The 15,089-nt window shown below is 37.4% G+C and carries 14 protein-coding genes; 5 read left to right on the plus strand and 9 right to left on the minus strand.

Features of this window, described 5'->3' with window-relative positions; genetic code table 11:
• Nucleotides 1–153: 153 nt before the first annotated feature.
• The 4 genes from IO90_RS05015 (at nt 154) to IO90_RS18300 (ending at nt 3,143) form a co-directional block, all read left to right on the plus strand.
• Nucleotides 154–1,365, plus strand: coding sequence for a DUF763 domain-containing protein (locus IO90_RS05015; protein ID WP_034964592.1), 1,212 nt, complete (start codon nt 154–156; stop codon nt 1,363–1,365).
• Between the two features lie 93 nt (nt 1,366–1,458).
• Complete coding sequence (locus IO90_RS05020; RefSeq protein WP_034964595.1) at nt 1,459–1,794, plus strand: type II toxin-antitoxin system RelE/ParE family toxin; 336 nt, start codon at nt 1,459–1,461, stop codon at nt 1,792–1,794.
• Nucleotides 1,778–2,083, plus strand: a complete 306-nt coding sequence (locus tag IO90_RS05025; protein WP_034964600.1) for a helix-turn-helix domain-containing protein — start codon at nt 1,778–1,780, stop codon at nt 2,081–2,083. The genes IO90_RS05020 and IO90_RS05025 overlap by 17 nt, the downstream gene beginning before the upstream one ends.
• Nucleotides 2,084–2,174: 91 nt before the next feature.
• On the plus strand, nt 2,175–3,143 hold the full coding sequence (locus IO90_RS18300) for a hypothetical protein (protein WP_051878308.1): 969 nt from the start codon (nt 2,175–2,177) through the stop codon (nt 3,141–3,143).
• 66 nt (nt 3,144–3,209) lie between these two features.
• Here the strand turns inward: IO90_RS18300 and IO90_RS05035 are convergent, their stop codons facing one another.
• The 9 genes from IO90_RS05035 to IO90_RS05075 all read right to left on the minus strand — a co-directional run bounded on the left by IO90_RS05035 (nt 3,210) and on the right by IO90_RS05075 (nt 13,828).
• Nucleotides 3,210–4,997 (minus strand): acyl-CoA dehydrogenase family protein, encoded by a 1,788-nt coding sequence (locus IO90_RS05035; protein ID WP_034964601.1) that lies wholly within the window; start codon nt 4,995–4,997, stop codon nt 3,210–3,212.
• A 14-nt stretch (nt 4,998–5,011) separates the two neighbouring features.
• Nucleotides 5,012–6,019 (minus strand): YhcG family protein, encoded by a 1,008-nt coding sequence (locus IO90_RS05040; protein WP_034964603.1) that lies wholly within the window; start codon nt 6,017–6,019, stop codon nt 5,012–5,014.
• Between the two features lie 26 nt (nt 6,020–6,045).
• The gene (locus tag IO90_RS05045; protein ID WP_034964604.1) at nt 6,046–7,221 is read right to left on the minus strand and encodes an acetyl-CoA C-acyltransferase; all 1,176 of its coding nucleotides are present in this window, start codon (nt 7,219–7,221) and stop codon (nt 6,046–6,048) included.
• A gap of 245 nt (nt 7,222–7,466) precedes the next feature.
• Nucleotides 7,467–9,839 carry a 3-hydroxyacyl-CoA dehydrogenase/enoyl-CoA hydratase family protein gene (locus IO90_RS05050; RefSeq protein WP_034964605.1) on the minus strand — a complete coding sequence of 791 codons (2,373 nt, stop codon included), beginning with the start codon at nt 9,837–9,839 and terminating at the stop codon, nt 7,467–7,469.
• Nucleotides 9,840–10,002: 163 nt separating this feature from the next.
• On the minus strand, nt 10,003–10,455 hold the full coding sequence (locus IO90_RS05055; protein WP_034964608.1) for a MarR family winged helix-turn-helix transcriptional regulator: 453 nt from the start codon (nt 10,453–10,455) through the stop codon (nt 10,003–10,005).
• A gap of 144 nt (nt 10,456–10,599) precedes the next feature.
• On the minus strand, nt 10,600–11,541 hold the full coding sequence (locus IO90_RS05060) for an ABC transporter ATP-binding protein (protein WP_034964610.1): 942 nt from the start codon (nt 11,539–11,541) through the stop codon (nt 10,600–10,602).
• 141 nt (nt 11,542–11,682) lie between these two features.
• Nucleotides 11,683–12,063: a GxxExxY protein gene (locus IO90_RS05065; RefSeq protein WP_034964614.1), complete on the minus strand. Its 381-nt coding sequence runs from the start codon at nt 12,061–12,063 to the stop codon at nt 11,683–11,685.
• 183 nt (nt 12,064–12,246) lie between these two features.
• Nucleotides 12,247–13,218, minus strand: coding sequence for a FecCD family ABC transporter permease (locus tag IO90_RS05070; protein ID WP_034964616.1), 972 nt, complete (start codon nt 13,216–13,218; stop codon nt 12,247–12,249).
• Between the two features lie 40 nt (nt 13,219–13,258).
• The gene (locus tag IO90_RS05075) at nt 13,259–13,828 is read right to left on the minus strand and encodes a TlpA family protein disulfide reductase (protein WP_034964618.1); all 570 of its coding nucleotides are present in this window, start codon (nt 13,826–13,828) and stop codon (nt 13,259–13,261) included.
• 86 nt (nt 13,829–13,914) lie between these two features.
• On the opposite strand from IO90_RS05075, the gene IO90_RS05080 reads away from it, so the two are divergent.
• The gene (locus IO90_RS05080; protein WP_034964619.1) at nt 13,915–15,042 is read left to right on the plus strand and encodes a ferredoxin--NADP reductase; all 1,128 of its coding nucleotides are present in this window, start codon (nt 13,915–13,917) and stop codon (nt 15,040–15,042) included.
• The last annotated feature ends 47 nt before the right edge of the window (nt 15,043–15,089 follow it).

The following is a 15,089-nucleotide window of genomic DNA, read 5'->3' on the forward strand; positions in this document are numbered from 1 at the left end:
TTTGGTTCTCGCTGATTGGGCAAATTTAGCAGATTTATAATTTTGAAAAATCTGCTGAATCAGCTGAATCTGCGAGATGAAAAATTCATCACATCTAAATTCGTGATTAGAATATTGGATGTTCAAAATAAAATTTAGTCGTAATTTCACACAATGAAACGTTCTGGGACTGCAGATTTGCCTTTACATTACGGTCAGGTTCCGCCTTGGCTTTATGAACGTATGTCGAAACTTGGGCTCGCCATCGTAGAAGTGATTCTCGCTGATTATGGCAAAGATGAAGTTCTGCGACGATTGGCAGACCCGTTTTGGTTTCAGAGTTTTGGGGCTGTGATGGGAATGGACTGGCATTCGTCTGGCATCACGACCTCTGTGATGGGCGCTTTGAAACGTTCCATCAATCCGAATTCCAAATCGCTGGGAATCTACATCGCTGGCGGAAAAGGAAGATTCTCCAAAGAAACGCCGAACGAACTTCTGAAAATTGCAGATTCCACCGGACTTGACGGGACTGAGCTTGTGAGATGCAGTAAACTCTCTGCGAAGGTTGATAACACGGCTATTCAGGATGGTTATCAGCTGTATCTTCATAATTTTATTTTGTCGGACCAAGGGAATTGGGCGGTTGTTCAGCAAGGAATGCACGATTCCGACGGAACGGCGAGACGTTATCATTGGCTGTCAGAAAATGTGACTTCTTTTGTGAATGAGCCTCATACGGGGATTTCCGGTGTGAATCGTGGGCGTATTCTTAATCTGACTTCTGCCCAAGCGGAACAAAGCAGAAACGGCATTGTAGACATCACAAAAACAGATTCCGAGAAGTGGATGCAGGATTTCCAACGCTTGATTTTGCCGGCGCATCACGAGGTTTTGGCCAGTGATGTGGATATGAAAAAGCTGGGAAATATTCTGTGGCTGGCGAGGGAAAATCAGCCTGATAATTTTGAGGAATTGCTGATGCTGAAAGGCGTGGGTCCCAGAACGATGCAATCTCTGGCGCTTGTGAGTGAGGTGATTCACGGGGCGCCGTCGAGATTTACTGACCCTGCGCGGTTTTCTTTTGCGCACGGCGGGAAAGACGGTCATCCGTTTCCTGTGCCTACCAAAACCTACGATGAAACCATTTCTATCCTAAGAATAGGCATCGAGAAATCTAAGTTGGGCAATACTGATAAGAGCCAGGCCATCAAGAAACTTCACGAGATTGCTTTGAAAACGGAAGCGAACTTCACGCCGGATTTTAACCTTGAGGAAGTGATAGAAGAGGAGCGACAAAACTCTTGGCGGTTTGGTGGGAAGACGGTTTTTGGTGATGCGAAACCGGGGAAAGGGAATGGTGGGATTCAGTTGAGTTTGTTTTGATTTTCAGTATTTTGTTTTTATTAATCTAAAACTTCCTATTCTTTTTGTTTCACTTTAGTGAAACTTTAGTATTTTTGTTTTGTAAACACAAATATGAAATATAGAAAAGTAACATTTTTCAAAAACTACTTTCAAGATTTCTTCGATAAACAAAGTTTAAAAGTAAAAACCAAAATAGTTTGGACTTTTGAGTTGATTGAAGATTTGCAGAGAGTTCCAGAAACTTATCTTAAACACTTAGAAAATACAGAAGGATTGTACGAAATCCGTGTGCAGGTTGCGAGTGATATTTTTAGAATTTTCTGCTTTTTTGACGAAGGAAAATTGATTGTTGTGGCAAACAGCTTTCAAAAGAAAACGCAAAAGACGCCTAAGAAGGAAATAGAAATGGCATTAAAAATTAAAAGAGAATATGAAGACAGCAAATAAAAATCTAACAACTCTTGATGAGTTCAAAGAGAGAAACTTCGGCAAACGTGGGACAAAAGAACGTGACGAACTTGAAGATGGGTACAAAAATTTTAAAATAGGAGCGCTTATCTACGATACACGTATGGAATTGGGAATGACTCAAGAACAGTTGGCGGAAAAAGTAGGAACGACTAAATCCTACATTTCAAAAATTGAAAATAATCTAAAAGAAACTAGAATCTCGACGCTTCAGAAGATTGTTGAACTTGGTTTTGGAGGAAGGTTGGAATTGAGTATTAAAATTTGATAATTTATTAGCTCGAGAAGGAATTATTAATTTGACATTGAATATTTTGTTAAGTTAGTGAATTAATTATAATGTAGTAACATTCATATAAATGAAACATCAACTTGCTCCTATTGAAAACGAGAAACTTTTTGAAGATTTAATTTGTGATTTATTCAATTTAGAATACAAGGGAATTACATTCAAAAAATTTGGGAAACAAGGTCACAATCAAAAAGGTATTGATGTGTTTTCTAGCGAATTTGATATTGCAATTCAATGTAAAAAAAAGGATTTGTCTCGAAAACCTTCAATGATTAAAAAAGAGTTATTTGATGATATAGTTGCTGAAGTTGGTAAAACTCAATCGCAAAATCTCAAGATTAAAATTAATAAATTATTTATTGCTACTACTTTTGAGGAACATCCAGATTTCGATGAATTTTGTGAAGAAATAAAACAGCAAAATGATTGTAATTTTGAAGTACTATTTTGGGGATGGAATACAATACAAGAAAAAGTTTTAAATCACATAGAATTAATTCAAAAATATTATCCAAAATTTATAGTAAACATAGAAAGCAGTGAAGAAAAATTTCTAAAAATTCAAGAACTTAAAAAACGCGTAAAATCAGATTTTGCACCTTGGATTAACTATTCATTGGAAAATAGAAAATTTAATTCTAGAATGCTATTAAGAAATTTTAACGATACAAGCTATCCAAATCATAATGAATCCAATGATTTTAACGAATATAATTGGTTTAAGGCCGAACTTCATAGGTCATATCATCAAGGTTTAGAATTTATTATAGGAGTTCATGATATAGTTTCATTAGATGATGGAAAATGGCGATTTCTAAAACACAAAGAAGTCTGTTCAGAATTTTATAGAGTTTTTACTATTGGTAAAATAAATTATACAGAGATAGTTGATTATGATATTGATGGTGATGAATATGATGTTTGCCCTCATATATTTTGTAAATTTATTTATCAAGGAACTCCTTTTGAAAAAATATATTATGAAGATGTTGACAGAGTGTACAATCAATTTGAAAAACAAAATCAGGTAAAATAAATTTGTATTTAAAACAAAACCCTCCGAAAAATCCGGAGGGTTTTTGATTTCAATAAAATTGATAATCTAGTAAGAACCTTTCGCAATAAAATGAGATGCAATTTTCTCAGTCAAAGCAATTGGATTTGGCGTGTTGACGTATTTTGTGAAACGTCTTAGTCCGGCCAGCATCATTCTTTGCTCGTCGCCTTCGGAGAAAGATACGATGCCTTCTTTGGCGTTGGTGGCGATGATGTCAACAGCTTTGTACAGATTCAGTCTTGCCATTGATGCTTCTACAGAATCTGTATCGAAATGTTTCTCCGCTCTCAGGATGGCAGATTCTGCCATATAGATTTGGTTCAGTATTTCGGAAGCGTTCAGGAGAAGATGCTGTTGTTTCTCGATGTCCATCATATATTTTTGAAGGGCAGAACCGGAAACCATTAGGAATACTTTCTTCAGATTTTTGATGACTTCTTTTTCCTCAGACATATATTCTGAATAATCCGGAATGTCGAAAGACGGGATTCCCATCAATTCTTTCCCCACATTTTTTGCAGGCGTCAAAAGGTCGATTTTCCCTTGCATTGTACGTTTGATGAGCATCCCCACAGCAAGAAGTCTGTTGATTTCGTTCGTTCCTTCGTAGATTCTGGAAATCCTTGAATCTCTCCAGGCAGATTCCATTGGCGTATCTTCTGAGAAGCCCATTCCACCGAAGATTTGAATCCCTTCATCCGCTGAATGCTGTGCTAAATCTGAAACGAAAACTTTCAAAATAGAACATTCTACTGCGAATTCCTCCACGCCTTTCAATTCCGCTTCCTCGTGGTTCATTCCGCCGGCAACCAATTCCTCGATTTTGTTTTCGACATCTTTTGCACCACGGTAAGAACCAGCCTCACTCACGAAAGCGCCAGTCGCCATCTCTGCCAACTTCTTGCGAATCGCGCCGAAAGTGTTGATAGAAACGCCAAACTGCTTTCTCTCCGTAGAATAAGTCAATGAATGGTTCAGGATTCTTCTTTGCGCATCCAAGCACGCCGCCGCCAATTTGATTCGGCCAACGTTCAAGGCATTAAGAGCGATTTTGAAACCGTTGTTTCTTTCACCCAAAAGATTTTCAACCGGAATTTTCATATCATTGAAGAAAACCTGACGCGTAGAAGACGCACGGATTCCCAATTTGTGTTCTTCCTCTCCGAAAGTCAGGCTCTCAGGATTTTCCAATTCTGAACGGTTGATGACGAATCCAGTGATATTTTTATCATCGTCAATCTTGGCGAATAAAGTGAAAGTGTCTGCAAAACCAGCATTCGAAATCCACATTTTTTGGCCGTTGATGATGTAATGTTTTCCGTCTTCGGAAAGTTTTGCTCTAGTTTTTCCGCTGTTTGCGTCGGAACCTGCGTCTGGCTCGGTCAAACAGTAAGCACCGAATTTAGTTCCCGCCGCCAAGTCCGGAAGGTATTTGTTTTTCAAATATTCGCTTCCGTAGAGTAGGATTGGAAGTGTTCCAATTCCCGTGTGCGCACCATAAGCTGTTGCTAATGAGCCAGTTGTTCCAGAGATGTAATCGCAAGCCAGCATTGTGGTCACGAATCCCATTCCAAGTCCGCCGTAAGCTTCAGGAACAGCGATTCCAAGGAATCCCATTTCTCCGATTTTACGCATCACTTCTTCCGTGTAGGCATAATCTTTTTTCTCGAAGCGTTCTTTGTTCGGAACCACTTCTTTATCTATGAATTCTTTTGCAGAATCGCGAAGCATTTTTTGTTCTTCGGAAAGTTCCTCGATGCTGAAGATTTCCTGAGCAGTGATGTCCTTTACCAGGAATTCGCCACCGTTTAATGTTTTGGTTTCAGTACTCATTTTATTGTTGTTTTTTATTTTTTTTGATTGTTAAATTCATCAAGGTCTATTTTGAGAGCTTCCAAAATTTGACTTTCTGTTGGGAGATACAATTGATATTTGCTGGCTAAAATGCTTTCGTTATTTTCTGGCAAAGTAAATTTCACCAATGCATTATTCTTTTCTGCACAAAGCAGAATTCCAATGGTTTTGTTCTCATGAGCCAGTTTTTCCTTTCTGTCGTAGTAATTGACATACATTTGCAACTGTCCCAAATCCTCGTGCGTCAACTTGTGGGTTTTTATTTCGAAAATGACAAAACATTGCATCAGTCGGTTGTAAAAGACCAAATCAATGAAAAAATCGTCACCTTCCAGATGGATTCTTTTCTGTCTCGCAACAAACGAAAAACCATTGCCAAGTTCTAACAAGAAATCCTGTAAGTTGGTGATAATCGCCTGTTCAAAGTCTTTTTCGTAATAAGTGGATTCTTTTTTCAATCCCAGAAATTCTAAAACCATTGGGTCTTTGATGATTTGCGAAGGCTCGTTGGGAATCATTTCGCCTTTCGCAATTGCCAAAACACTTTCTTTATCGTTGCTCAACAACAACCGTTCATACAAACTACTATTGATTTGTCTTTCTAATTGCCTGGCAGACCAATTATTTTTGACGGATTCGGCGATGTAATATTCTCTTTTATGCTCATCATCGATAGACGTAAGTAGCTTATATTGAGTCCAGTTCAATTGCGTCCGCAGTGCGGACGCAATTGGGAAGACTCTATAGAATTGTCTGTATTTTTCCAATTGTCGACGAGAAAACCCACTTCCAAATTCTGGTTGAAGTTGCTCAGAAAGATATTTTATAAGATAAGTTCCATATTCTGCACGTTCTTTTCCATTTTGCTCTTCTTCAAAAATTCTTTGCCCGATATGCCAATACATCAATGTTCGCTGATAATCCACCGAACGAATCGCATTATCTCTAGATTGAGAAATAATGTTTTTGATTTCGGATATCAATGATGAATTGGCTAACATTTGAAAGTGATTATGATTTTTAGATTTTAAAGCAACTCGAAAACACTCGCCGCACCTTGACCAGTTCCCACACACATTGTCACAACACCATATTTGCTGTTTCTGCGTTTCATTTCGTCAAGAAGCTGGACTGTTAATTTAGTTCCTGTACAGCCAAGCGGATGTCCAAGTGCGATTGCGCCACCGTTTACATTTACGATATCGGGATTGATGTTCAATTCTCTTAAGATTGCCACAGATTGAGAAGCAAACGCTTCATTCAATTCAAACAAATCGATGTCGGATTGTTTAAGTCCAGCTTGCTCCAACGCTTTTGGAATAGCGAACATCGGTCCGATTCCCATAATTCTTGGCGGAACACCAACAGTCGAATAGGAGAGAAGTCTCGCAACTGGAGTCAAGTTTAATTCTTTTACCATTCTTTCCGACATTACCATTGTAAAAGCAGCGCCATCAGAAGTTTGAGAAGAGTTCCCAGCCGTCACAGAACCATTCGCTGCGAAAACCGGACGAAGTTTTGCCAAAGCCTCAACAGAAGTGTCAGCTCTCGGACCTTCATCTTGTTTGAAGGCGTATTCTTTAGTTTGGATTTTTTCCTTTTCGTCAAGGAAATTATATGCGACATCAATCGGAACAATCTGGTTTTCAAATTTTCCTTCCTTGATGGCTTTCATTGCTTTCTGATGCGAGTTGTAAGCGAATTGGTCTTGCTCCTCACGACTCACTTTGAATTCGTTGGCAACAGCTTCCGCCGTCAATCCCATTCCCCAATAATAATCGGGATGTTTCTTGGCCAAATCCGTGTCTGGAATCGGTTTGTAACCGCCCATCGGGATGTACGACATACTTTCTGCACCACCAGCGATGATGCATTCTGCCATTCCTGCTTTGATTTTCGCCGCCGCAATTGCAATCGATTCTGAACCTGAGGCGCAATATCTGTTGACTGTCACACCTGGAACTTTGTCGGTATCCAATCCCATTAATGAAATCAGTCTCGCGACGTTAAGGCCTTGCTCGGCTTCCGGCATTGCACAACCGACAATCAAATCGTCGATGCGAGCCGGGTCAAGATTTGGAACATCTTTCATCAGATGTTGTATCACAGTTGCCGCCATATCATCCGGGCGGGTAAAACGCAAAGAACCTTTCGGCGCTTTACCAACTGCTGTTCTGTATCCTGTTACTATATATGCTTCCATTTATTTTCTGTTTTAATTTTTATTATGCCTCGTAGAGGTATTCTGTTAATAGCTAACAATTTGTGTTTTAGCGAAGCTCCGTAGGAGCGACCTGTTAATTTGATTCAATCAATCAAATGTTTTCTGAATCAAAATCAATTTTTAATTTTCAATGAAATCTAAATATTCTATTATCAGGTCGCCTCTACGAGGCTTGTTTTGAAAACGGTATTTTTCCTATTATCAGTTCGCTCCTACGGAGCTTTTTAGTTTCTAAGCGGTTTTCCTGTCGTCAACATTGTCTGAATTCTCTCAAGCGTTTTTCTCTCACCACAAAGTGATAGGAACGCTTCTCTTTCCAAATCCAGAAGATATTGTTCGGAAACTTCTGTTGGTTCGGAGAGATTTCCGCCGGTCATTACGTAGCCGATTTTGTTGGCAATCAATCTGTCGTGCTCTGAGGCATAACCGCCGGCAACCATTTGGTCTGTTCCAACGTAGAACATTCCCATTGATTCTTTTCCAAGAACTTTTATTTTTTCTGGAACTGGTGGTGTATATCCTAATTCGTCCAAAACAATCGCCTGACGTTTTGCTTCTGCAATTTGTCGGTCTTTGTTTACCACGATGATATCTTTGTCGGTCAAAATTCCCATTAGCTTAGCTTCGTGGGCAGAAGTTGCCACTTTTGCGGTTGCAATATTCATAAAGTAATTACGCAAATGATTGGTTTTAACATCGTCTGGAAGTGCGCCCTTCAAAGCTCTTAATGCGAACTCTTTCGTTCCGCCACCGCCTGGAATCAAACCAACGCCAACTTCCACAAGTCCAATATAAGTTTCTGCTGCTGCAACGATTTTGTCTGAATGCATCGAGAATTCACAACCGCCACCAAGCGTCATTCCAAACGGTGCCGCGATTACCGGAATTGATGAATATCTCAATTTCATCGATGTTTGTTGGAATAAGTTTATGGCCATATTCAGTTCGTACCAATCCTGTTCAACGGCCATCATCATAACCATCGCAAGGTTTGCACCGACTGAAAAATTATCAGATTGATTTCCAACAACCAAACCTCTGTAATCTTTTTCAGCAATGTCGATGGATTTATTAAGACCTTCCAAAACACCACCTCCAAGTGAATTCATTTTTGAACGGAATTCGAAGTTCAAAATGCCGTCTCCAAGGTCGATTAACGCAGATTCGGAATTGGACCAGATTGTTTTTTCTTTTCTAATATTATCAAGAATGATGAACGCATCCAAACCAGGAATAGGCTCGTAAGTTTTAGTATTCTGATTGTAGAATAACTGTTTTCCGTTTTCCAATTTATAAAAAGATTCGTTTCCGGAAGCCAGCATTTCCTTAACCCAATCAGCGACTTTGTAACCTTCGCTTTCCACCAAATCGATTCCTTTTTGAATTCCCAAGAAATCCCAGTTTTCGAATGGTCCATGTTTCCACGCATAACCAGTTTTCATCGCATCATCGATGGAGTAGAACACGTCGGTGATTTCGGGAACGCGCTGAGAAACGTAAGCAAAAAGTGAGGCGTAATGTTTTCTAATCAATTCGCCAGCTTTGGTTTGGTCTTGCAACAAAATTGGCAAACGGTTTTTCAAACTTCCTGCTTCTTTAGCCGTTTTCACGATTGGAAGTTTTGGCTGTTTAGTCGGTTCGTAACCAAGCGTTTCATAATTAAGAACGAAACGATTGACATTTCCACCAGCGTCTTTTTCTTTATAATAGAATCCTTTTTTAGCTTTATCGCCAAGGAATTTATTTTCAATTAAATGATTCAAAGTCTTGGAATCTTTCAAAGCCTGAACCATTTCGTCGTCTTTCAAATTGGCTTGAAGGCCTTTCGTAACGTTGAAAGCCGTGTCCAATCCAACCAAATCTCCCAATTTGAACGTTCCGGTTTTTGGACGATTCAACAAATCGCCTGTCAAGGAATCAGCTTCTTCAATGGTCAAACCGATTTCCTCGGTCAGTTCCATAATTTTCGCCATCGAATAAACGCCAATTCTGTTCCCGATAAATCCTGGTGTATCTTTACAAAGAACCGTCGTTTTTCCAAGGAATTTCTCGCCGTAAGACATAAAGAAATCCACAACAGATTTATCCGTTTTCGGACCTGGAATCACTTCGAATAATTTCAAATATCTTGGTGGATTGAAAAAGTGCGTTCCGCAAAAATGCTTCTGGAAATCTTCCGACCTTCCTTCCGACATCAGATGAATCGGGATTCCAGACGTGTTGGAAGTAATCAAAGTTCCTGATTTGCGAAGCTTGTCCACTTTCTCGAACATCGATTGTTTGATATCCAATCTCTCGACAATCACCTCAATCACCCAATCCGAATTTTTGATTTTCTCCAAATCATCTTCGAAGTTTCCAACCGTAATTCTGGAGGCAAACGATTTGTCATAGATTGGTGAAGGATTGCTTTTCAGAGCGGTGTCAAGATGACCTTGCGCCACGCTGTTTCTCGTTTTCTTGTCGGCATTTTCTGAGTCTTTCGCAGGCATATCCAACATCAATACCTGAATCCCGTTTCCAGCAAAGTGACAGGCAATTCCGGAACCCATCACGCCGGAGCCGAGGACTGTAACGTGTTTTATTTTTCTGTTCATTTATTGAGATTTATTATTGTTTTCTATTATTCCGTTTTTATCGCAAAGGCGGAAAATTTTTAAAATTAGATTGTTTAAAGTCGCAAATAATCGAAGATTATGTATTTTATTTGCGACTTATAAGCATCATTAATTATATATTTTTGCGACTTTGCGTTACAAACTATTTTCTATTATTAAGTTCGTTGGCGATTTTCAGAATATCGTTCATCACTTCTTTGAAGACTTCAAACTTCTCCGGCTGTATTCTCTCCACAATTTTCTTATTAAAATTAAGAACAACTTCCTTTGATAAGTTTCTGGAATTGATGCCTTTATCAGTCAGTTTGATAATCACTTCCCGTTTATCAGTCGTGGTTTTCTCCTTGTAGATGTAACCATTGTCTTCCAAAAGTTTGATAATCCTTGTCAAAGAAGTAGGTTCGATAGCCATTTTGGGACCAAGATTCGTACTTCGCGTCCCTTCTTTTGGGTCGATTTTTAGTAATGTAAGTGCTTGAACAGCAGTTGAATTATACAACGAAGCCTGGTCCGAATACATTTTCGAGACCGCTAACCAAGCCGACTTTAGCATCAAGTCAACACTTTCGACTTTTTCTGAATTTTTCTTTTCCATAACTGACATATTGAAGTGCTTTACACAAATATAAAAAAAATACTATGCATGCATAGTATTTTTAAGTTTTAATATTTAAGTAGTTGATTTACAATACTTTAATTGCTATGCAAATCTCAATATATAAGTCATAGTAATTTTTATTTAACTGTAAATGTTAGTATTTATAAGGTTTTGCAGAGATTGTTTAATTTCAGTCAATGTATGATAATTGTCATAAAAATCATCCGATTTCAGCTCCCATTTGTCATTTTTAAACGTCAATTTAAATTTAGTCAAATCTGACGCAAAGTTTTTTTGAAGAAAGGAAAACATCATTTCTTTTTCCAATTTCGGCGCATCGATTTCGGGCGGATGGAAATTTTTATTAAAATCCAAAATCTTCGGCGTAATCAATTCCGGATTATCGAGAATGATTTCTTCGGAAATTCCACTGATGAGTTTTTTGTCTTTCAACCACCAGATTTTGTCTGAAAATTCCTTTGCCAACCGCCAATCGTGGGAAGAGAAGAAAATCAGTTTATTTTCATTTTTCGCAAGATTTCGAATCAAGGAAAGAATCATCAATTTGTTTTCTTCATCCAAATGCGTCGTTGGTTCATCCAAAATAATAAAAGGAGAATTCTGCGCTAAAGCTCTTCCTATAAAGACTTTTTGAAGATTTCCATCAGAAAGTTCGGTGAGTTTTTTATCTCGAAATTGTGTTAAATTTAATTTGTCAATGATGTCATCGATTTCAATTTTATCCTTTTCATTCAATTTAAAATAATAGGGATAATGAATGTATTTTCCCAATGAAATCAAATCGGTAACTGTATAATTATCAGGAATTTCAGCTTTAGAAAAAACGATGCCGATTTGAGAGGCAATTTCGTTCGGATTTAATTTGAGAATTGATTTTCCGTTAATGGAAATTTCGCCACTTAAAAGCTTGTTCTGACCAAGAATGGATTTTATTAAAGTCGTTTTCCCAATCCCATTATTTCCCATCAAGAGGCAAACTTCGCCTAATTCTAGGGTAGTATTGATGTCAGAAATTAATGGTTCTGAATAACCGATTGATGCGTGTTTGATATCTAAGGACATATATTGTTGATTACACAAAGGCACAAAGTCTTTTTCTTATTAAATATGTTTTAAGGCACGAGGTTTAACTTCGTTAAATGGGAAATTATTCCTTATTATCTTATTTTTAATGAAATATTTGTTTGCACTTTTGGGTTAAATTTAAAAATAACCATTTATTATTCGTGAAACACCTGCTCTAAATGTTTCGTCGTTAAAGTTGATTAGCAATCCCAATTTACAGTTTGTCATTTTCAGATAAGTTAAAAGCTGTGCTTTGTGAGACGGATTTATAAACTCAACAGCTTTTATTTCCAAGATTAATTTAGATTCAACCAAAATATCAATCCGAAAAGCGTTGCTGATTTTTAATTCCTCATAAACAATTGGTAGAACGATTTGTTTTTCAACTTTCAAACCTTGTTTTTGTAGTTCATAAAATAAGCATTCTTCATAAACAGTTTCAAATAAACCAGGACCTAATTTCTTATGGATTTTCAGTCCAGCATCAAACACGATTTTTGATAATTCATTTTCAGTCATTTGTTTTTTTATCTAATGTAAAATAAAATTTTTGATTGAAAAAAAATGAAAATTTATAAAACATAAAGACACAGTTATCATATTGCTTTAGTACAAAAGAAAATCAAAGATTTTCAAATTTAACGAAGTTAAACCTCGTGCCTTATCACACAAAATTGTAAAAAAAATCCTTGTGTCCTCGTGTCAGACTTTCCTTATCAACATCAACAAAATCACAGGAATCCCAAAAAACGTCGTAATAATATTAATCGGAAACTGACTGAGTTCTGAAATGATTGAAAAAACCTGCATCACAAAAACTCCCAGCACAACATTTAAAATCAATTGGTGCCAAAGCTGTGCGGGATTCCAAAGCATTCTGCAAAAATGCGGAACCACAACGCCAATAAATAAAATCGGGCCTAAAAAAGCCGTCACAGAAGCCGATAAAATTGATGAAGCGACAATGATACTGATTTTCAGTTTCGATTGACTGACGCCAAAGCTTTGCGCATAAGCAACTCCGAGAGAATTTCCAATCAAAGGTTTTATGGATTTGAAAGTGAAATACAGTCCGATAATTATTAAAATTGTTAAAATTGAAATTTGAGAAATATTAGCTTGATTATTTGCGCCGAAAGTCCATAGAATATAGTTTTTCAGGCTTTGACTTTCCACATAAAATTGAAGAAACGAAACAACCGCTCCAGCCAAAGCCGAAATCAGAAATCCGAAAATAATAATGAAACTTTTATCCCGAAATCGATTTGAAAATAATAGCAAAACCATCATTAAAACAACGCTCCCGAGAATTGATGACAAACTGATAAAACTATTTTGAAGAAAATCTGGAATCAAAACATCTTGCGAAAAGAAAATATAAAACGCCACAAACAAACTGGAAACCGACGTGATTCCCAAAACATCCGGGCCAGCCAAAGGATTTTTGAAATATTCCTGCAAAAGAAAACCACTTGTCGGAATCGCAATTCCAGCCAAAATCATTGCTAGAGCCCGATTGATTCTGAAACCTGCGATTTCAAATTGTTCCGCGGATTCATTAAAAAAATCTGAAAATGAAAGTTTTGCATAACCAATATTCAAATTGATGATGAACGAAATGATGATTCCGACAATGATAAAAAAGCAAAGGACTCCGAATTTATTTTTCAAGATTTGTCTTTTAGTTTAATTCTTATCATTGATTCCTGCTTAATTATTTTGCAGATAAAAACTGTGAAAGCTTCTGATTCAAAGCCTCTTCCGTCATAGAACCAAGTGTTTCATTCACTTTATCGCCTTTTTTAATCAATGTAAAAGGAATTGCGCCACCGTCCCAAGTTTTGAAATTTTGTTTGAAAAACTCTGGTTTCAAAAGACTTCCGTCCAATAATGTTACGTTTTTTCTGATGTTAAATTCGTCCGCAAAATCACTGACTTCGGTTGCCCAATCGGTTTTGTTGTCAAGACTTACAAACGTGAATTTTACAGGTTGACCTTGCAATTCCTCCATCTTTTTGTGGAAAAATGGAATCTCGTGCATACACGGTCCGCACCAAGTCGCGAAAAAATTGGTTACATACAAAGTATCAGGATTTTTATTTTGAATGTAAGCCGACATTTTTTCTGGAGAAAACTCCACCAATTCGGCAACATCGGCTTCAGATTTTGAAGGTTCTACAGTTATTGAATCTTCTTTCGCTTGCGTTTCTGCGACTTTCTCATCGTTCTTTTTACAAGTTAAAAAGCTGATTGACAGGAATGAATATAATATTATCTTTTTCATTGAATTTTAATTTAAATGAATTTACGAGCTTGTGTTGAATTTAGATTTTTTCTTTTGTCAATTTTCTTTAAATTTGATTCTTGACAATGGAGAATCAATTAACAGTAGCCAACCAACCTCAGTTTCACAGGCTAAAAATAGCTAAAAAACAACAACTGACCAAACAAGCTTTTGCGTTGGAATTAGAGATTCCAGAGGCGTTGAAATCGCGGTTTCAATTTCGCGCTGGGCAATATGTGACGCTGAAATATCACTTTAATGAAAAGGAAATCCAGAACGATTATTCCTTCACTTCTTCGCCTTCCGAAAAGAGATTGGCATTGGCCATCAAAATCAATGGTGAAAATAGTTCCACCAAATTCCTATTCGATAATTACAATGTCGGCGACGAAATCTCTGTGAGCGAACCTTTGGGAAGATTTTTTCTTAATTCAAAACCGAATGAGAAACGAACCATCATCGCTTTCGCTTCGGGAATTGGAATTACGCCAATCCTCAGTCACATCAAAAATATTTTGATTGAGGAAAAAACAACACGGATTTTCCTTTTTTACGGCAACAAAAGTTACGAAGATATTATCCTGAAAGATGAGTTGGAAAGGCTTCAAATAGAATCGGGCGGAAGATTGGAGTGTTTCTATTTCATTTCGCAGGAACCTGTGAAGGACAAGTTGTTTCAAGGAAGAATAGATGAGAAAAAAGTCTCGCTTATCATCAACCAAATCCTTCATCTTGACGAGGATGATGAGGAATCTACAATCTGGGACAGCACAGACAAAGTCTTGATTTGTGGACCAGGCGCAATGATAAAATCGGTTGCAAACGCCTGCTACAACCACGGAATTCCGAAAAAGAATATTCATTTTGAATTGTTCGAAGCTTACAACGAAGATATATATCCAACTGAAAAGGAATTTCCTCTTATTGAAAATGTTGAAGTTAAAATCAAATTCAATCACATCGAAAAAGATGGCATTATTCTGAAAAATAACGAGCGAAAAATCCTTCAGCAACTGTTGGATTTGGGCTACAAACTGCCTTATTCCTGCAAATCTGGAATCTGCGGAAGTTGTCTTTGCTACCTGAAAAACGGAGAAGTTGATATGACGGAAGATGAATATTTGACAGACAATGAAAAACATCAGGGAAAAATCTTACCTTGTACAGCTATTGCAATGAGCAAGGAAATTTATTTGGATTTTGATATGATTTAACGATGATTAAGGCGGTTACAAACATTCTCAAAATAGCTTTCAGGCTT

Source organism: Chryseobacterium sp. FH1 (assembly GCF_000735135.1).
Lineage (GTDB): Bacteria > Bacteroidota > Bacteroidia > Flavobacteriales > Weeksellaceae > Epilithonimonas.

What these genes read in the sequence shown, in the direction of transcription:
- IO90_RS05015 (WP_034964592.1), top strand. Translation starts at nt 154, where the DNA reads ATGAAACGTTCTGGGACTGCAGATTTGCCTTTACATTACGGTCAGGTT.
- IO90_RS05020 (WP_034964595.1), top strand. Translation starts at nt 1,459, where the DNA reads ATGAAATATAGAAAAGTAACATTTTTCAAAAACTACTTTCAAGATTTC.
- IO90_RS05025 (WP_034964600.1), top strand. Translation starts at nt 1,778, where the DNA reads ATGAAGACAGCAAATAAAAATCTAACAACTCTTGATGAGTTCAAAGAG.
- IO90_RS18300 (WP_051878308.1), top strand. Translation starts at nt 2,175, where the DNA reads ATGAAACATCAACTTGCTCCTATTGAAAACGAGAAACTTTTTGAAGAT.
- IO90_RS05035 (WP_034964601.1), bottom strand. Translation starts at nt 4,997, where the DNA reads ATGAGTACTGAAACCAAAACATTAAACGGTGGCGAATTCCTGGTAAAG.
- IO90_RS05040 (WP_034964603.1), bottom strand. Translation starts at nt 6,019, where the DNA reads ATGTTAGCCAATTCATCATTGATATCCGAAATCAAAAACATTATTTCT.
- IO90_RS05045 (WP_034964604.1), bottom strand. Translation starts at nt 7,221, where the DNA reads ATGGAAGCATATATAGTAACAGGATACAGAACAGCAGTTGGTAAAGCG.
- IO90_RS05050 (WP_034964605.1), bottom strand. Translation starts at nt 9,839, where the DNA reads ATGAACAGAAAAATAAAACACGTTACAGTCCTCGGCTCCGGCGTGATG.
- IO90_RS05055 (WP_034964608.1), bottom strand. Translation starts at nt 10,455, where the DNA reads ATGGAAAAGAAAAATTCAGAAAAAGTCGAAAGTGTTGACTTGATGCTA.
- IO90_RS05060 (WP_034964610.1), bottom strand. Translation starts at nt 11,541, where the DNA reads ATGTCCTTAGATATCAAACACGCATCAATCGGTTATTCAGAACCATTA.
- IO90_RS05065 (WP_034964614.1), bottom strand. Translation starts at nt 12,063, where the DNA reads ATGACTGAAAATGAATTATCAAAAATCGTGTTTGATGCTGGACTGAAA.
- IO90_RS05075 (WP_034964618.1), bottom strand. Translation starts at nt 13,828, where the DNA reads ATGAAAAAGATAATATTATATTCATTCCTGTCAATCAGCTTTTTAACT.
- IO90_RS05080 (WP_034964619.1), top strand. Translation starts at nt 13,915, where the DNA reads ATGGAGAATCAATTAACAGTAGCCAACCAACCTCAGTTTCACAGGCTA.